This window comes from Brevibacterium sp. LS14 (assembly GCF_012027885.1).
Lineage (GTDB): Bacteria > Actinomycetota > Actinomycetes > Actinomycetales > Brevibacteriaceae > Brevibacterium > Brevibacterium casei.
In genome coordinates this window covers 64,440-83,499 of sequence record NZ_SJXG01000047.1, presented here as the reverse complement: position 1 = coordinate 83,499, position 19,060 = coordinate 64,440, and the positions used below count along the sequence as shown (strand labels likewise).

General features: G+C 59.8%; 11 protein-coding genes. 8 read left to right on the top strand and 3 right to left on the bottom strand.

Features of this window, described 5'->3' with window-relative positions; all coding sequences use genetic code 11:
• Positions 1 to 345: 345 nt before the first annotated feature.
• Positions 346 to 843 (top strand): MarR family transcriptional regulator, encoded by a 498-nt coding sequence (locus EZE58_RS08400; RefSeq protein WP_009380087.1) that lies wholly within the window; start codon positions 346 to 348, stop codon positions 841 to 843.
• A 58-nt stretch (positions 844 to 901) separates the two neighbouring features.
• Here EZE58_RS08400 and EZE58_RS08395 read toward each other — a convergent pair whose 3' ends face one another.
• Entirely contained in the window at positions 902 to 2,158 is a 1,257-nt protein-coding gene (locus tag EZE58_RS08395) for a glutaminase (RefSeq protein ID WP_063248682.1), read from the bottom strand.
• 149 nt (positions 2,159 to 2,307) lie between these two features.
• Here EZE58_RS08395 and EZE58_RS08390 point away from each other — a divergent pair, with 149 nt between their 5' ends.
• From EZE58_RS08390 to EZE58_RS08380, 3 genes are all read left to right on the top strand, one after another.
• On the top strand, positions 2,308 to 3,399 hold the full coding sequence (locus tag EZE58_RS08390) for a pirin family protein (protein ID WP_009380085.1): 1,092 nt from the start codon (positions 2,308 to 2,310) through the stop codon (positions 3,397 to 3,399).
• Between the two features lie 69 nt (positions 3,400 to 3,468).
• Entirely contained in the window at positions 3,469 to 3,843 is a 375-nt protein-coding gene (locus EZE58_RS08385; RefSeq protein WP_009380084.1) for a GNAT family N-acetyltransferase, read from the top strand.
• Between the two features lie 43 nt (positions 3,844 to 3,886).
• The gene (locus tag EZE58_RS08380) at positions 3,887 to 4,369 is read left to right on the top strand and encodes a carboxymuconolactone decarboxylase family protein (RefSeq protein WP_009380083.1); all 483 of its coding nucleotides are present in this window, start codon (positions 3,887 to 3,889) and stop codon (positions 4,367 to 4,369) included.
• A gap of 59 nt (positions 4,370 to 4,428) precedes the next feature.
• On the opposite strand, the gene arr is transcribed toward EZE58_RS08380, so the two are convergent.
• Positions 4,429 to 4,836, bottom strand: a complete 408-nt coding sequence (arr, locus tag EZE58_RS08375; protein ID WP_063248680.1) for an NAD(+)--rifampin ADP-ribosyltransferase — start codon at positions 4,834 to 4,836, stop codon at positions 4,429 to 4,431.
• A gap of 59 nt (positions 4,837 to 4,895) precedes the next feature.
• Between arr and EZE58_RS08370 the strand changes: the two genes are divergently transcribed.
• Positions 4,896 to 6,206 (top strand): Nramp family divalent metal transporter, encoded by a 1,311-nt coding sequence (locus EZE58_RS08370; protein WP_119296962.1) that lies wholly within the window; start codon positions 4,896 to 4,898, stop codon positions 6,204 to 6,206.
• A 65-nt stretch (positions 6,207 to 6,271) separates the two neighbouring features.
• Here the strand turns inward: EZE58_RS08370 and EZE58_RS08365 are convergent, their stop codons facing one another.
• Positions 6,272 to 7,381, bottom strand: a complete 1,110-nt coding sequence (locus EZE58_RS08365) for a hypothetical protein (protein WP_063248679.1) — start codon at positions 7,379 to 7,381, stop codon at positions 6,272 to 6,274.
• A 1,782-nt stretch (positions 7,382 to 9,163) separates the two neighbouring features.
• Here EZE58_RS08365 and dcm point away from each other — a divergent pair.
• From dcm to EZE58_RS08350, 3 genes are all read left to right on the top strand, one after another.
• The gene (gene dcm / locus EZE58_RS08360) at positions 9,164 to 10,528 is read left to right on the top strand and encodes a DNA (cytosine-5-)-methyltransferase (RefSeq protein ID WP_063248678.1); all 1,365 of its coding nucleotides are present in this window, start codon (positions 9,164 to 9,166) and stop codon (positions 10,526 to 10,528) included.
• 204 nt (positions 10,529 to 10,732) lie between these two features.
• Positions 10,733 to 13,585: a hypothetical protein gene (locus tag EZE58_RS08355; protein ID WP_167560256.1), complete on the top strand. Its 2,853-nt coding sequence runs from the start codon at positions 10,733 to 10,735 to the stop codon at positions 13,583 to 13,585.
• A gap of 6 nt (positions 13,586 to 13,591) precedes the next feature.
• Positions 13,592 to 18,946: a DEAD/DEAH box helicase gene (locus EZE58_RS08350; protein WP_131248181.1), complete on the top strand. Its 5,355-nt coding sequence runs from the start codon at positions 13,592 to 13,594 to the stop codon at positions 18,944 to 18,946.
• Positions 18,947 to 19,060 lie beyond the last annotated feature (114 nt).

Genomic DNA, 19,060 nt, shown 5'->3' with positions numbered 1-19,060 from the left:
CGGGATAGGATGAGAACCTCAGTCGTGCGGTGCCCATGGGCACCGCACGAACAGCCCGGGATGGGGAAGCTGCGGGGATGCATCCGGGCGCACTCCGAGGGGAGATGCCAGTGTTGCCGCGAAACGGGTCCGTGGGAACTCTGGACAGTTCCATTGAACAATGAAATTGTTGTCAGGGCAACAAAAGTCGGGAAGAGTTCACTTGCCAGGTCATCGCAGACTCTGGGGCGTACTCCTCGTCGCATCAGCCTTCACCGTCATCTCAGGAGGAGTCGCCATGGTCCCCGCACCCCGCCGATCCCGACTTTCGTGCGGCCTCGTCGCCGTAGGACGGGGAGGCGACCGATGAACGAGACCACACCGGTGAGCAGCATCCTCAAGCGGATCGCGCCCATCCAGCTCGCGGCCTGGCGACTGATGATGGAGAAGCACCAGGACTTCATGCAGCAGTTCGAGATCGGGTTCCGCGACCGCCACAACCTCACCCTCAATGAGTTCGACACCCTGATCAACACCCCGCCGGACGAGCAGATCCGCCACCGCGACCTCCTGCGTTCGATGGTCCTCAGCCGCAGTGCGCTCAGCCGTCTGCTGCGCCGGCTCGAGGCCCGCAGGCTCGTCATCCAGAGCCCCGACCCCGAGGATCAGCGCGGGGTCCTCGTCGAACTCACCGAGGCGGGCCGGAAGCTGCGCGAGGAATCGGCGCAGACGAACGCGGAGATCATCTTCGCCGGCTTCTCCGGTCTCACCGCCTCCGAGGCCGACGAGCTGTTCTCCCTCGTGAGCAAGATCAGGCCGATCCAGCCGTCCGATCACATCGCCGAGGCGGCCGAAGGGAACTGAGCCCCCATCGTCCGTGCAGGGTCGGGCAGTGCTCAGGCCCGCCTCGGCGGGGGAGTCGTCAGACCGGGGCGGACCCGGTCGCGTCGAACGGGTAGGTGCCGTCCCCGAGGTCCGGATCCGGCAGCTTCCCCTCGGGGTCGGCCAGACCCACCGTGAGTCCGTCGAGGCTGAGCCTGCGCATCCCCTCGAGGACCATCCGACGGCCGACGTCGGTGAAGCCGTCGACGCGGGAGACGTCGATGACGACGGTGCCGGTGCTCGGCGCATCCTGCTCGAGTGAGTGGAGGATCGATTCGGCGCTGCTGAAATTGATCGCCCCCTGGAGGTCGACGATCGTCGCCTCGCCGTCGGTGCGGACGTCGCGGACCGCCCGTGTGCCCGTCGGTTCGGTCTCCATGAGGTGGAATCCCATGTCCTTCGACATCCGGCGGAAGAGCTTGATCCCGCGCACGCTGTTGCCGTGCTCGTCGAGGCGCGGGGAAAGGGAGCCGATGCCGATCTGGCCCGGCAGGGCGCCGAGGAGGCCGCCGGCGACACCGCTCTTGGCGGGGATGCCGACCTCGGTGAACCACGTGCCCGCCGAATCGTACATCCCGGCCGCGGCCATCGCCGACAGGGTCTGTCGGGCCGCGCCGGGGGCGATGACCCGCTCACCCGTGATCGGGTGGGTGCCTCCGCCGGCGAGCGTCGCCGACATCGTCGCGATGTCGCCCACGGTGACGAGGATCGAACACTGCGCGGTGTAGCCGTCGACGATCTCATGCGGGTCGTCGTCGAGGATGCCGTAGCTGCGGAGCATGTGCGCGATCGCGAGGTTGCGATCAGCGGTCTCGAGCTCGGAGCGGTAGACCTCCTCGTCGATGCTCAGCTGCCGCCCGGCCAGGGCGGAGAAGAACTCGAGGGCGCGCTCGACCCGCTCGTCCCGGGAGGCACCGGCCCCGACGAGGAGACTGTGCGCGGTCAGGGCGCCGGCGTTGATCATCGGGTTCTTCGGACGATACGTGCCCTCTTCGAGGGAGAGCATGTTGAAGGCCGCGCCCGAGGGCTCGACTCCGACGTGGGCGTCGACGACGTCGACACCGCGATCGGCGATCGCCGCGGCGTAGGCGAAGGGCTTCGACATCGACTGGATGGAGAACTCGACATCGCTGTCGCCGGCGGTGTACGTGCGGCCTTCGACGGTGGTCACGGCCACGGCGAAGCGGTCAGGGTCGGCGGCGGCGAGGGCGGGAATGTAGTCGGCCACTGCGCCGTTGTCCTCAGAGCGAAGTGCTTCGAGGATCTCTTCGAGGTAGTCGGGAATGGGCGTTCGCATCGGTCTCCCTCTCTGCGAGCGGGGGCGCAGGGCCGCCCCCTGGACGCAACCATACAACTATGGAATGGTTGAACGAGCAACGACTCGGATCGCATTCGGCGCAGACAACCCCACCTGTCGCTGCGGTTCGGTGAGAGAGGCAGGCCGCCATGAGCAACGCTGAGACCCTTCCCGACCAGGTGGTGTGCCGATCCGGCGGTCTGCCGGGCCCCGAATGCGACCAGCGCGGTCGGGCCCCGGTCGAGATCATCACCGCCCGCGACGTGCCGCTGGGCGGACCGCGGGCGATGACCGTCCACAGGACTCTGCCGCAGCGCCAGCGCTCCCTCATCGGACCGTGGTGCTTCGTCGACCACTACGGCCCCGATGACGTCTCCGGCTCCGGCGGCATGGATGTGGCCCCGCACCCGCACACGGGTCTGCAGACGGTGAGCTGGCTCTTCGATGGTGCCATCCAGCACATCGACTCCGGCGGCAACGCCGGCCTCGTCCTCCCCGGCGAGGTCAACCTCATGACCGCAGGTCGCGGGATCTGCCACTCCGAGGTCTCGACCGACGACACCACGACCCTGCACGGAGTCCAGCTGTGGCTGGCCCTGCCCGAGACCTCCCGACACCAGCCTGAACGCGAATTCGAGCACTATGCGCCGCAGGCGCAGAGCTTCGACGGAGGCGAGTTCCTCGTCTTCCTCGGCGACCTGTGGGGACAGTCCTCACCCGTGACGACGCACACTCCGCTGCTCGGAGCCGAGTTCCGACTCGACCCGGGTGCGAGCATCGACCTGCCCGTCAACCCCGACTTCGAACATGGTGTGCTCGTCGACGCCGGCGAGGTCGCCGTCGAGAACGTGCCGGTGCCGCGGGCCGGGATCGGCTACACGGGGACCGGGCTGACGGAGATGCGGATCGCCAACCTCGGCGAGGATCCGGCACGGATCGTCCTCCTCGGCGGGGAGCCCTTCACCGAGGAGATCGTCATGTGGTGGAACTTCGTCGGACGCTCCCATGAGGAGATCGTCGAGTACCGGCGCGAATGGGAGTCCGGCAGTGACAGGTTCGGCGTCGTCGAGGGCTACGTCGGACAGGGCGGCCCCGGCCGGAACGCCGAGGGGCTCGGGCGGCTGCCCGCGCCGACCCTGCCCGATGTGGAGATCCGGGCGCGGAGGAATCCGCCACCGCACGTCCAAGGCGGACCCGAGGAGGGCTCCACTACCGACACCGAAGCGTCGACCACCGCGTAGTATGACCCCACCTGCAGCATGGCTGCACCGAGAGATCCCCACCAGAGCAGAGAAGAAGGAGCACCAGCGATGAACGAGAACCTCACGGACTCCAAGGGCGAAGCCGTCACCGTCGAACTCGACGAGCCGGGCCTCGCCTACGTCATCAAGGTCGCCGACGGTGAGGTCGCCGGTCGCGCCCACTACCTCGTCGGTGAGAACGACGACAACGAACGGATCTTCTACCACACCGTCGTTGACGAGAAGTTCGGCGGCCGGGGGCTGTCGAAGGTCCTCGTCTCCGAAGCGCTCGCCGATGCGCGGGAGAAGGGCGAGACCGTCGTGGCGATCTGCCCGCTCTTCGTCAAGAGGCTGCGGGAGTCCGGCGACGACTACATCGCCGAGGGCGGGAAGTTCCGCAACCCCACCTCGGAGGACTTCGTCTACGTCGAACAGAACGCGTGAGTCCGGGTCGGACCCGAGGGAGTCGGACCCGGGAGAGCAGAGCATGAACGCGAACAGGCCCTTCATCGACAAGTCGCATCCCGAGGTCTACAAGGCCGCCGTCGGTGCCGCGAGCGCGACCCGCAAGGCGGCCGTGGCCGCCGGCATCGACGTCGGCCTCATCGAGCTCATCAACACCCGGGTCTCGCAGATCAACGGCTGCCATACGTGCCTGAGCATCCATGTGCCTGCGGCACGGAAGGCGGGGGTCGAGCAGCTCAAGCTCGACGTGCTCGCGGCGTGGCGGGAGTCGCACATCTTCGATGACCGGGAGCGTGCGGCGCTGCTCATCGCGGAATCGCTGACGAACCTCGACGTGCCTGTCGATCGTGATGAGATCGCCGCCGAGGCGGCCCGGCACCTCTCGACGGAGCAGATCGCGGCCGTCGAATGGATCGCGACGATGATCAACGCGTTCAACCGCATCTCGATCGCGAGCAACCACCCGACGGTGGGAGCGAAGAAGGCCGCGCAGCTCGCGGACTGAGGGTCGTGTCGTCGCGTGCGGCGGGGCGGGCGCCGGCGCCTAGGCTATGGCCGGCGCGCTCAGTTGATGATCTCTGCGCCGTCGGCGCGGATCGCTGCGATCCGGTCCCGCCACATCTGCAGATCGGCGGGACTGAGCCGCTTCCAGTCGGTGACCTCGCGGACGATGCGCAGCGGTGAGGTGCTCCGGTAGGAGCGGGTCGGGTTGCCGGGGAACTTCTTGTCGGTGACGTTCGGGTCGTTCTCGAACGGACCGGTGGGCTCGACCTCGTAGACGTGGGGCACGCCCTCGATCGCAGCGATCTCGGCGGCCAGGCCCGCACCGTCAGGCAGGGCGGTGAAGTAGATGTGGTTCATGATGATCTCGGGCCGGTAGTTCGACGCGAACCCGGGACGCAGCAGGTCTCCCGGTGCGAGCTCGGCCTTCGTGCCGTGGAAGAACGGTCCCTCGTCGAGTGGCGTGGCCATGCCACCAATATACTGACCTGACGATCCGCCCGTTCACGCGAAGGAGCCTGGACCCCCTCATGACCTCGGAGACGACACACCAGCGGTCAGGACCACCCACCTCGGCGCCGGGGACCTTCTCCGGACGGCTGCGGCTCATCGGTCCGGGCATCGTTCTCGCGCTCGCCAGCGTCGGGGCCTCGGACATGATCACGACGATGAACTCCGGGGCCGAGTACGGTCTCGCACTCATCTGGGTGTTCACGGTCGGGATCCTCCTCAAGTTCGTCCTCTCCGATGCGGTCTCGCGGCTGCAGATGAGCGGGGACCGGTCGCTGCTCTCCCACCTCACGCGGTTCGGCGGACGGCTCTTCCCGGCACTCCTCCTCGTCGCCGAACTCCTCGTCGGGCTGTTCTTCGGCGCCGGGGTCGTCGAGGTGACGGCGAACATCCTCCAGGCGATCTTCCCCGTCCTCCCGTTCTGGCCGACGGCGGTCGTCGTGCTCCTCTCGGCGGCGATCCTCGTCGGGATCGGACGCTACGGGATCGTCGAGAAGGCGATGATCGGCTTCGGCATCATCATGTTCGTCGGGATCATCGCGCTCGCGATCTCCGTGTTCCAGGGTCAGGAAGCGCAGGACGTCGCCGCGGCGACGATCGCCCCGGTGTTCCCGCAGGGGTCGATGATCACGGTGATGTCGCTCATCGGCGGGGTCGGGGGAGCGACGGGGATCCTCGCGTACTCGTTCTGGATCCGTGAGAAGTCGTGGCGCAGTGCCGACTGGAAGCCCGTCGTCCGCCTCGACCTGCTCATCAGCTACGGGCTCGTCTTCGTCTTCGCGGTGGCGATGAGCGCGGTCGGGGCGTTCATCCTCTACGGGCAGGGCTTCACGATCGCCGACAACGATGCTCTCTTCGCGATCGCCGACAGCCTCGTGGCCTCGATCGGCGAGGTCGGGCGGCTGATCTTCCTCCTCTCGTTCCTCGCCGTCGTCTATACGAGCGTGCTCGGCGGGTTCTCCGGGATCGCCTATGTCACCGCCGACGCGATCCGGGTGCTGCGCCGCTACCCGCACCAGGACGAGGAGCGGTTCGAGATGTCGGCGAAGTCCGTCGAGTTCCGCGTGGTGCTCGTCTACCTCAGCGTCGCGACCCTGGTGATCATGGGGTTGGGCCGACCGGTCACCCTCGTCCTCGTCTACGCCGCGATCAGCGCGTTCATCCTCCCCGTGCTCGCGCTAGCCCTCCTCGTCATCCTCAACCGCTCATCGGTGCCCGAGTCGCTGCGCAACTCCTGGTGGTCGAATGTGCTCCTGGCCGTGTGCCTGGGTCTCTTCGGGTTCCTCGCGGTGCTCCAGGTCATCGAGTCCGTGTCGGGGCTCGTGGGGTAGGGGGTGCGGGGCTCTGGGGGCTCGGTGCGTCGATGCGACGGTTCGTTGGCGCGACGGTGCCGTGGTCAGGCTTTGCGACCGACGACGATGGTCAGCGGCGAGTGGTCGTCCGCGTCCCAGTAGAAGAGCACGCGTTGGCGGCCGATCTTGTAGGTGTCGAAGATCGTGTTCTGTCTGGTCGTCGTCGTTCCCTCGGGTTCGCCGAGGTGGTCGATCACGGATTCTCGGGTGAAGGGGCTGACGCCTGTGATGAGCTCCCCGATCCGCGGGTAGACGGCTGTGGCGTCGCCGGTGGGGTTGCGGAAGTTGAACTGGATGAACTTCACCTTGGCGTTGGGCGGGAGGACGACGTTGACGGCGCTCAGCTGTGTGCCGTCGATCCTGTTCCTGTCGTAGTCGCGCCAGCCGTCATCGCTCTCATGGACTTCGATCGTTCCGTCGACGAATCGGAGGACGGCGAGAACCTTCTCGTCATCGATCGGCTTTCCCACTGCGGCCACAGCCCGCGTGAGGTCGCCGGTGATCTTGCGTTTGTTCTGGGTGTTCATCGTCGGCGGCGCCGAGGTGGGGGCGGGGACAGCCTCGAGCACGGCGGTGATGCGTGCCGCCTCTTTCGCACCTGACTCCTTGACAGCGGAGAACTCCGCGACGGCCTTTGCTCGCGCAGCCTCGTCGGCGTGGTCCTGGTTGCGGGTGAACCGGGCGGTCTCAGGGGTGTTGCCGGCCGAGGTGAGGCGCGCGTGGGCGATGGGATGGTCGTTGAGGAGGGCCAGTGCCCGTTCGCTGACGAGGAGGTCGGAGCCTTGGCGGGCGACGTCTGTCTCTTCGGTGGGCTCACGGTCGTCTGAGGCTGTGCTCGAGTCGGGGCCGGGGACGAGGCGTTCCCAGCGATCGGGGAAATCGGCGGTGCTCTCGGAGACGAACTCGGATGACTTCGTGATGACAGGGTCGGCGCGCAACTCGAACCCGGTGAGCTCGGAGGCGCGCAGAGCGTCGGCGAGCGTACCCGAGACGACGAAGTCCGGGTTGACGCTGACGAGGTCGTCACCGAGCCAGCCGGCGAACTCGCACCGCAGAGGATCGGTCTGGGTGCTCGCCCCGTTGGAGTCTTCAGTCCATTGGGCACCCGGGCCGACCGTGCCGGTGGCTTCAGGAGACAGGGTGTGGCGGGTCATCGGTGGCTCCTTGGGTCGTCACGGTCGATGACCCAAGTATGGCCTGGATTCGTCAGGACGCCGCGTCGATGAGGTCGACGATCTCGGTGTAGCCGCGCTGAGCAGCCAGGGCGCGGGGCGACGTGCCCTCGCCGTCAGGGATGGTGACGTCTGCACCGCCATCGACGAGCAGGCGGACGGTTGGTAACCGAAATGCGAGATCTGGGAGGTATGTCTTCGACCAGGGGCATCGTCGATGAAGCGGGAGACGAAAATAGTCGCAGTCACTAGAGTAAATGGGCTGTGCGCGGATTGACGGATGACTGCCCGTACAGGTGCAGTAGTCTTCACGTGGAGAGGCCAGCTGATTGCAGTTCCGCGGTCATGAGCTAGGTATATGTCCAGACCTGGCGGAACGAGATCTTCGCGAGCACTTCATTCCGTTGTTTCGACTGGGGTCGTGCTTCAGATGGCAGAAAGGCTCCATGGCGGCGGTCGTGTGGCCGAACAGCTGACTAATATAATAATCCGAAGTAAGTCAACAGCAATCGCGAATGCGGTACTGGCGCACGATTCTAAGCGTAGACAAAGCGATCAGATGTGTTCGATAATGCCAAGGACAGAAAATATGGACCAGAGCTGTTTTGAGGACATTCTGGCTAGCCAAGATAAGATAGTCGTAGGACAGCTGTCCTAGGGCCCGAGACCGACGAGGTGGAACATTGGCGCGAGTTCGTAAATTGTATTGGGGGCACCCGGTGTCCGGCGCTCATCCAACCGAAGTAGACGCCGAACTGCGCTCCGTCAGATTGCCGGACGGAGAAACTCTTCTGCAGATTAGCACCTTCGGTTCAGATCGTCGAGCTACACATCAAAAGGTCAGTCAAACAGTGCAATTGAATCGGGCCACCGCACTGAAACTTCGGGACGCAATCAACGAGCTGTTCGACGCGAATGACAGGAACGTAAGTCGTTGAAGTGCGCTGCCCATTTGGCAGGAGTTCGCGTTTTCTTGTGAACGCTTCAACCTCAATAGCTCCAGTTCGCAGGAGAGGTGGCAGCGGCCTTTGTTCAGTAAGAAATCATGCCGGTGATTGACACGGTCGCGTGGAAGCTCGTACGCGATCATACGCCAGTCATCGCGTCCGTCGGCGCAGCAGTCAGACGGAAAGATCGGAATCAGTCGTGATCTCCAATGGGTTGCGCGAAGTGAGTCCGCGGGATGAGCTGGAGGATCTCGAGACAAGTATTTCTATGTAACGCCAACAAGAAATAGAAAATCGCACGTCTGTTCAGAACGCTCGGCAACCGGGGAATACAAGAAATACATCCTAGCTTAGGGGCGGCATTCGTCGATGCGTGAGCACGCTTCCCACGCGGACTAGCTGGTCACATTGCGCTCCGATTTGATACCGACTGGATCCATTCGACGCCGGCTAACCCAAATTCGAGAACGGAATAATCGCGACGATGTACTGAAATTCGCCGCGAATTGATGCCGGAATACGAGTAACGGACAGGGGCTGGGTCCTCGATCCGATGCGACCTTGATCTGAGAAAGCATTGAAAGTAGAACCGGGCGACGAATTTTCAAGATTGAGGTAGTCTATTAGCAGGTCTAATTTAAAAAATACCAAGGTGAGCCCAGGTTAATTCTTCCCGTGGTAGTTGCAGCAACTGAGGAGATAAAATCTTCACCTCGAGGGACATTCGCAACTTGCAGAATCTTCATACTCGGCGGGTCGCCATTCTAGTACGTACGCGTACTGGTATCGTAGGATCGATTGACAGGAAGGGTTACGTATGCAGGATGAGAAGGCCGCCTTCAGATTCGTTGACCTCTTTGCGGGACTTGGCGGCTTCCATGTCGCGCTAAGGCAACTTGGGGGTGAGGGCGTATTCGCGGCCGAATGGGATCCCGAACTCAATGAACTGTACAGTAAGAATTTCGGGATCAAACCATGGGGCGATGTGAATGATCTGGCGGGCGAAGAAATTATCTCCCGAGTAGTGCCGGAACACGACCTCTTAACAGCCGGTTTTCCTTGCCAACCATTCTCGAAGGCGGGTGAGCAACTCGGGTTCGGTCACACACTACAAGGCAGGCTGTTCTTTAAAGTACTTGCAGTCCTTGAGGAAAAGAGGCCGCAACGATTCATTCTTGAGAATGTGCCTAATATCCTACGGCATCAGAATGGTGAAACGCTAGGTATTATTCAAGATTCGCTAAGATCCCTTGGTTACGCCGTCTCTGTTCGAAAATTTTCACCGCACCAGTTTGGCGTGCCGCAGATTCGAGAGCGGGCATATTTCGTTGGGTCAATCGATGGACTCCATAGCTTTCAATGGCCTGTACCCGGGCGACCTGCGACAGACATCCGGAGCGTCGTCAACGATCAAGCGCAGTCGACTAGGAGCATTCCAGCGCAGGTTCAACGTGCTATTGATATGTGGGACGATTTCCTTAGTCGGGCGCCAGAATCATTGAAATTGCCGTCTTTTCCAATTTGGTCGATGGAATTTCGAGCAACCTACCCCTATGAGGAAGCTACTCCACCCGCGGTCTGGAACGAGCTTGGTCCGCGGGATCTCGACGCTTGTATGGGAAGTTTCGGATTCAGTTTGGAAGGGCTAACTCAGGCTGAGCAGTACGATAGGTTGCCAAGCCATGCTCGCCGGCCAGGCGACCTCAAGTTCCCTAGATGGAAACAGGCGTTCATCCGGGAAAATAGGATGTTCTATAGAACGAATCGTGACTGGATCGACCCTTGGCTTGATCGATGGCAACCGTGGCAGTTTAACTCCAGCCTGCAGAAATTCGAGTGGAATGTTCAGGGTGGTGTGCGCCGCATTGATGACTACATTCTGCAAGTGAGAGCCTCCGGCGTGCGAGTCAAACGTACCTCAACTGCTCCGAGCCTGATCGCAATGAGCCCTACCCAGGTACCGATTTTGGGCAAGGATGTTGCGGGGACTCGCCGGTACATGACTCCGGCAGAGTGCGCGGACCTCCAGAGCCTTGGTTCGATTGCCCTTCCGAATCGCGATTTGCAAGCATACAAGGCCCTTGGTAACGCGGTGAATGCTGATGTCGTGCGAGCGATTGCGCAACCACTATTAACCGGTCTGAGATTGTCTCCGGGGACGGAAGGCTTCGCTGTAGCTTAGTGCTGTTGCGGTATGTAACAGGTCTGCGCGAGCATCCCAGCCATTCTCCTGTAGTCTGGGGCGTACGGCGAGGTAGAGGGGGTTGCGGTGATCTTGGATTACGATTATCGGCGCGTGTGTGACGCGTTCGCCGAGGTCGTGTTCGGGCCGGAGCAAGCTGGACGCCCAGTTTACACACTTGCCGACCCCGATACTCTTCGGCAAGTGCTTGAGTCGGCTGGGATCGAAGATGCCACTTTGGATGGATTTTCGAACCTTGTGAGATCGACGTTACAGATCAGCAAGAATGGTATCGCGCCATTCCGTTGGCAGGCTCAAGCGGCACTTCGGCACAGGGCGCAACCTCTTGAGACTCCCCCCGCGCTCCCACTTCTCGTTCTACTCTCGATTGCTGCTGAGCAAATGCACAAAGAGGGTGACGTTGCGGCGCACAACTACTACTCTCGCTTCCACAAATTATTAAAAGTATCCGCAAACGATCAACAGCGAGTAGAGAACGATTACCGACGTAATGCAGACCTTTTATGGGGATCGCTCAATATCTGGCTCGAAGCGTGGGAGGGCAAGCGCGGAATGCCGACCGCGTATGCAGTCGGTGGTCACGCGTTTGTGGGGTTGCCAATGTCGCAAGCACTAGTAAGGCAGCACGATCGTGCCAGTTTCCATGAACTGTTCGCGATAGAAGGAATGACGCCTGGCCTGCATATTTCGCCTGACGAGATGAAGCTTGCAATTGATCCTTATGCTACAGCCGTTCCGAGTCTTCCTTTGAGTTCGCACCTTGCCCGGCTTTGGCGCGAACCTGCAGCCAAAGAGAGAATCGTTGACGCTGCGTGCCTTGAACTCGAAGCGTGGGACGGATCTGGGATTGAGGCAGTTGCATCCGAGAAATTCGTTGTCGCCACTCGTCTCCTTGCGTTTCTACGAACATTCCCGCGTCAGTCCATCGAGTTTAACTTAATGCTCCCATACCGCTCGGAGGGCCCCAGTTTCGCGCGATTCCGGTTGGCGGATGGGGAATCAACTGTTCCAACTGTAGCTGGCCCGGGGGGCTCGTCGAGGTTGTCAGGGGTCGAGGGCGTCAGCGCAGTATCGCTCGTCGAAGAAGAAACTGCAGGGGAGTTTGGGAACGATAAATCCCGTGTTTTCGGTCGTCGACCGAAGCGCGTCGTTGCACTCCGATGGGATGATCTTCAAGGTGCGTATGTTGAGGTTGAGCGCATTGCTTTAGGCGAGGACAGCATAGTTGTGGCCCGATCGGACGCACGCCAACGAGTGCAGGCCCATCTTATGAAACATGCCCGACCTGGTTGGAGGGAGCTCGTTGATCTCCCGGGGGCGCCCGAGAACTGGCATGTATTCAAGCACGTTCAGATCGTGTCGGTTCCAACGGAACGATTGCACTTTGAACTGCAGCCACTCGCACCGCGTACCCGAACTAGTTTGACGCTGCGAGGAGGTTTCGTGCTTCCCGGCCTTCTCCGCAAATGGTCAGTGATACAGCCGCCCGAAGCAGTCGCGGTTGCTGCAGGTGCGGAATCAATAATTATACGGATATATCGCGGAGCGCGCATAAATCCTGATGAGATTGTCGCCGAGTCCACACAGTACGGCGAATTGGCGGTACTTTCGATCGCCAATCGCGAGCTACCTGACGGCGAATATATCGTTGCAATGTTCGTAGATGGGGCGAGCAGACCATCGTCCACGGCAGTGCTTCGTTTACGCTCTGCGCGGACTCCCCAGCTTGAACTCGAAGACGGCGATAAGCGTCTGGTTTACTCACCCGAGTCGTCATCGCGGTGGCCGCTCACTGCCGACTTCGTCAAATCGCACCTATATGTTAATGGCCCGCGTTTCGTCGGTCCAGTTTCACCTGCTGAAGAACCCGACTCAAAAATACCGGAATTCGCTCCTCGGGCAAAACGAAAATCAGTACAGACTACGGAAAAAATACACGTTGGTACTCCAGTTGGAAGTGATTCGTGCCTCAATACCGGAAAACATCGATTCATTCTTCCGACTGTTCGTCAGGGTCAAGTGCCGAAGCGAAGCATTGAGGGCGAATGCGCAACCTGTGGTCTTGTCCGTCGTTTCGCAGGCACTGTCTGGGCCGCGAAGAGGAAGCGGAATGGTGCCGAAACTATCATTATTCCTGATATTCCGCCGGTTGTAGAGTCGGACGAAGCCAATTTCGAGGTGGCGTTTGATGCGCTCAATCATATTGGTGCTGGGTCAATAAGGGCGTTCGACCGGATCGCTTCGCAGATCGAAGGTTCGGGCTTATTCGCAGACACGTTTCTTCGACAACTTGAGGTCGTTGGCCACGTGGACGTTCGAAGGGACGGGTCACTGCGAGCAGCAGAATGGGCCGTAAACAGTTCAACATTGGTACCTGTCGGTGACCGACGGTGGGTGCTTATCGGGGCCCGATCTGGCGAGCTTCTGGAAAAACTTGAGAACCTGGTTAGGGGACGCGCAGTCTTAAATAGGACTGTCGACGCGGAGCTGGTTCGCGTAGAGATCATTGGTGACCCATCTGCCACCGCTTTGAAGGAAATTGGAGTTGCCCTGCTTGGGGCGTCTCCATCTAGATCTATCGCCGAGGCGCTCCCCCCACTCAGTGAAGTAGCGAGATCGCTCAAACGCGTGGCAGTGCCATTTTACCGATACTTGGAGTTTTGGGACACTAGCTCAGCCTCTTGGCTCCCCGTTGAGGCACTTTCTCAAGTAGGGGCTTATCGGCTTAAGAATTTTGAATCGACTTACGCTATTCGTTCGGCTGAAGATATCGCGAATGGAGTCATCGGCCTCGGTAATGCGCAAATAGTCAAGCATATTGCTAACTTGTGGGCGGGTGATCCTCTAATTGGATATCACTCGCGCAGTGGTTCGGTAGTTACTCTTCTTGGCTCGGATCTTCCGGCGCTGTATGGGCGTCCACTCGCTCTTTGCTCGGGGCGGGTTCCGCGTCAAATAACGAACTTTAGAATGCTGCAGTACCCAGGCGTTCCGCGAGAGGTCGCGGATGTCATTTTCGATCGAGTGAGCAGGTGAGGACTTATGACATACCCGACCCCTGTGAAGATTGCTAACGATCTTCGTGAAGTGTTCCTACGCTACATCGATACCGCATACGCCTTGCGGGATCCGGCCCTTATCAGGGAGCGCCGACGTCTCCTGCTAGAAGGGCAAGGGAACTTGTTCGCACCGCTCATGCTCGAGCCAGTTCTCCCCTATGATGGGGTCGATTCAGTCGAAGACTCGGCGATTCGAGCAGGTGTTGACGTAAGTGACCTGAGTGACGTCGTCAGCGCCGTTCTCGGCACAACCGATGAGGCGCTTGCGAGTGTGAAACTGCGCGAGCACCAGTCGGCCGCGCTTGCAGCACACTTCGGTTCAAGCGTCAGACGTAATCCGGTTATAACCTCGGGGACAGGGTCTGGTAAGACCGAATCCTTTTTGGTCCCGTTGCTAACGCGAATCACGGCAGAGAAGCGGTCCACAGCTTTGCCCCCAACCTATGAATGGTGGGATCTGAAGCGTCAGAACGATGTCTGGCGGCCCACTCGAACAGTGGGATCGAGTTCTGCAGCGGTCCGTTCCATGATTCTGTACCCGACCAACGCACTGGTCGAGGACCAGGTCGTGCGACTTCGCCGAGCCGTCCGTGATTTGCGAGGTAAAGAATCACCTATTGATCTCTGGTTTGGTCGGTATACCGGAGCGACGCCAGGGTACGGAAGCGTGCCGACTGGGCGAGCTTCTTCCCCGACGATTGTCGACGTAGCCCGTGATATGCGGGAGTTATCGCGCCTGAGTGCTCAGCTTGGCGAGCTCAACGATTCTATTTTGCTGGACCAGTTCCAAGACCCTTTTGGAGGGGAGCTTATTTCCCGCTGGGATATGATCGCTACCCCTCCGGACGTGTTGGTTACCAACTACTCGATGCTCAACGTGATGCTAATGCGCGACGTTGAAGAGCCGATCTTCGAGTCCACGCGCCGCTGGCTTCAGGAATCGCCAGATCACGTGTTTACCCTTGTCGTCGACGAGCTACACCTCTACCGTGGTAGTACGGGTGCAGAAGTCGGAATGGTCATTCGCAACCTTGCATCTCGTTTAGGGCTTGCACCGTCTTCTGAACAGTTCAGGATCATTGCCACAAGCGCTTCACTTCCAGGCGATGACTCAGGTTTGGAGTATCTGGAACGCTTTTTTGGTGTCGATCGAGATTTGTTCTTGATTGTACCGGGGAAGCCGAGACCGCTATTGGCAGGTGCTGCGCCGTCTGCCAAGGACCTGCTTAGCGCTAAACCGAAAGAACTTGCAACGACCGCCGAACGTGACAACTGGGCCGATATTTTAACGACGGCCTGTATTGATCCGATAAATAAACGGCCAAAAGCAACCCGCTTTGACGAAGTGTCCGCCCGCTTGTTTGGTGACTCGGAGAAAGGGCAACAGGCGCTAGTAGCGATGCTCGATGGTCTCGCGGATGTAGACGACCCGAAAATTCAGTTTCGGGCTCACGTGATGATGAGGGGAATGCGCGGCCTTTGGGCTTGTTCAAATCCAAATTGCCCCGGTGGTACCACTTCATCGCCGCGTCGTATCGGACGTATGTACGACACTCCGCGGTCGACATGCATGGACTGTGGTTCGCGAGTCCTTGAACTTCTGTACTGCTTTGAGTGCGGAGACGTTAGCCTCGGCGGATACATCGTAAGTCGTCCAGATCCTGGAGCTGCCCTGCTCTCAACTACGCCGGTCGGTCCCGGCGAGAATTCGGGGGACTTCGTATTTCGTCGAAGCGACAATGAGTATCGATGGCTCTGGCTGGGCTCGCCCGTTCCGGATGCGCCTAGTCAACACAAAGTTCCTGTTGACATGGACGAGAATCAGCCGACGGTGGTGACAAATTTTACTGCCGCGACATGGGATCCGAAGCTAGGCGCGCTGACTCTCGGCAACACGCCTGACGGTGTACCCGCCGTTGTGTTTTGCCATAATGCAGGTGACGAGAGTGGGCTTTCAATGCCGGCGTTGCCGGAAACCTGCCCCCGTTGCGGTGGTAGTCAGGACAACAGAGATGCGGCGGTCTACTTTGCTGGGAACGTTCGGTCGCCCATTCGTGCGCACACCTCAGGACGGGCACAGCTCAACCAGATGGCTGTGTCCCAATTGTTCAGGAGCCTTGGATCCGAAGCAGCGGAGTCGAGGACGATTGTGTTCACGGACAGTCGCGACGACTCCGCACGAATTGCTGCTGGGATAGCCCTAAACAACTTCCGCGACCAAGTGCGGCAGGTTGTCCGCCAACTACTCCACGAACGCGAGAATCCGGTCCCGCTGTTGCGTGCACTAATCCGCGGACAACTCTCCACAGAGGAGCAACTGCGAGCTGAGCAATTGCGATCCAGTCGTGGCGAATTGGTGGACAAGCTTCGCCTTGAAAAACTTGGTGCGGCGGACTCGGCGGATCTAGCTACAATCGCCTCTGCAGAGCTAGAGGCCGAATCTTTGCCTTGGGTGAGGCTTATTCATGAAGCCGAGCGGGCAATGCTCAAGGAGGGAGTTAACCCTGCGGGCCCTGGCCCTTCCGTCGCAGAGAGCGCGGGGGACGCCCCCTGGTATCGCGCATATGAACCACCCACAAATACAGCATGGGAACCCTTGGCAGATCCAATTTCGCGTCCGATTCGTCAAGATCGATACCGCTTGACCGCGGTCGCAGTCGCAGAAGCTGTATTTGATCGCGCATCGCGTGACCTCGAGTCGACCCGCCTAGGTGTGGTAAGGGCAACACCACCCGCGCCTGACGGATGGGGGTTCCCCGTCGAAGTTGCAGGGGACGTTCTAGCTAGTGTGATTCGTCTACTCGGCATTGCGAAGAGATATGAGGGCGGCTACGCAGCCCGATCCAATTCTGTGCCTAAAGTGGTCGACACTTATCTCAAAAGGGTTGCAGCGAAACACAATGTTAACCACCAATCATTAGTAGCGAACGTAAACGAGTTTTTCCTACGCAACGGCCTTATCGATGAAACCTGGACGCTTCGCACGCAGACTGGTCAAAATGCTCTTGAACTTAAAACACCTGGTAAAGGTGTTTGGGTTTGCGAGAACTGCGGCACTACTCACCTTCACGCGTCGGCCGGCGTCTGCACGAACGAGGAATGTCTCCATGGTGTGCTTCGAGAGGAGCAATGGTTCGAGGAGCTCGACTATTACGGTTGGCTTGCTTCGCAGCCGTTACGTAGGATGCGAGTAGCTGAACTTACCGGTCAGACGAGGTTAGCGGATCAACGGGATCGTCAACGTCTGTTCAAGGGTGCCATGCTCCCACCTCCTGCAGAGAGTCCCCTTGCCGACCCTCTTGATCTCCTCTCTGTGACTACCACCATGGAGGTTGGGGTCGATATTGGTTCGCTCCGTGCAGTCGCGATGGCGAATATGCCTCCCCAGCGATTCAACTATCAGCAGCGGGTTGGCCGTGCCGGGCGTTCAGGTCAGCCATTTTCCTTTGCGGTCACGGTGTCGCGGGATCGGGCGCACGATGACTACTACTTTCAGACTCCGGAGAAGATGACCGCGGCCGAGCCCCCGCCACCGTTCATCGATTTGTCGCGACCGCGGATTGTCCGACGCGTGATCGCAGCGGAATTACTCAGAAGAGCGTTCCTGAATGTACAGAACCCGCCCCGGCGCACTCGAGACAGTATCCACGGCACTTTCGGGCAAACCACCGACTGGCCACAGCGGCGGGGCGAAGTAGAGCAATGGCTCCGGGAAGCGCACGATGTGCCCAGGGTCTGCGAGCGATTTAGCGCGTTCACAGCACTTGACGTCGACGATTTGAAAACTTGGGCTCGTGAAGGCCTTTTAGTGGACATCGACGAAGCGGTCGATAATCCCTACTTTCAGCACTCCGAACTAAGCGAGTTGCTTGCCAACGCCGGTGTGCTTCCAATGTTTGGATTTCCTACCCGAGTGCGCTCGCTCTACTCGCGTCGCCTTCAGAAGGCAGGAGACGTCGAGCGCAACACCGTGGCCGATCGTGATCTTGGTATGTCTATTACAGCTTTCGCGCCGGGTGCTGTTGTTGTCAAGGACGGAGCCGAGCACCTGGCGGTGGGATTCGCTGCTTACAACACCATCGGTAAAACATTACGTTCAAAAGATCCCCTTGGAACGCCACTGCCGATTCGTCGCTGCGCAGAATGCGGCAGCCTCGATACGCGACCGATTGACGAATCGCTGAATTGCTCCGTTTGTGGAGATATGATGCAAGCCTTCTCACTGTATCAGCCAGAAGGCTACCGCACCATCTATAGTCAGCCAGACTACGACGACTCGCATGTTACTCCAATGTACGGGGGCTACTCCGAGCTCTCGGCGAACACTGAGCTAGGTCAAGAGACGAGGTTGCGGGCAGGCTCACTCCGTCTGCTCGAACAAGCGGAGGTTGTTGCGGTAAACGACAACAATCGAAAATTGTTTGATCTGAGTCGACAGTCGGATGGGTCGGTCATTGCTCAAAATCGGGATCTCTACCGAAGAATGCTCCCGGACTGGATGCGGAAAGACGGGGAACCAATCGGTGCAGCAGCTATCGGCGAAGTTCGCCGGACTGACGTTCTCCTGCTTGACTTAGATAAATTGGAATTGCCGGAGGGCGCAATTGCGACATTGCCGTGGGCGTGTCCGGCAGGCAAGAGTGCGCTATTGTCGTTTGCGGAACTGCTTCGTAACGCGGCGAAAGAATACCTAGATATCGAGCAATCAGAACTTGAGGTTGGATTACAGCCGACGCGTTACGGCACAACTGTCTCAGCGCGCGTGTTCCTGGCCGATGCTCTTGACAACGGTGCTGGATACGCGTTGGAACTAGGTGATCCCAAGACTTTCGAAAGCTTGTTGAAATCTATACGTGATGAGACCGGGTCACGGCTTCGCAGCTACCCGCACGGTACAGCCTGCACCTCCTCTTGCCCAGGGTGTTTGCGTAATTACGAGAACCGTTTTGATCATTGGGCATTAGATTGGCGGCTCGGACTCGATGTGGTAGATCTCGTGCTTGGAAACGAGGTGGATTTGTCTCATTGGACTGCACATACGAACGCCTTGATGCAGAGCTTTGTCGATGGCTACGGCCCGCATCTTCGAATCGAGCAAAACGTGGTCAACAATCTTCCGACATTAGTTTCGCTGGATGGATCTGGTGCGGCTGTCGTTATTGGCCACCCTTTATGGAGGCACGAAGATTCATTTTGGGGCCCTGCAGTTCGACGGGCTGTGTCTGATTTGCAGGACCGCGGAATCGCACACGTTTCTGTTAGCGACACATATGTCCTTGATCGCACACCGATTAGATTGTTCAACGCGTTGCTCGAAACTTCTGCCGCGGACCGGTAGTGATAATAAGACGCGTGGCGGTTTCACTCCCAGTTCACTGCGAACCGCAACTCCTTGTTGACGAGAGCGTGAGCCGAAGAACTCCATCTATGGCGAGCCGCCCCGGTGCAGAAT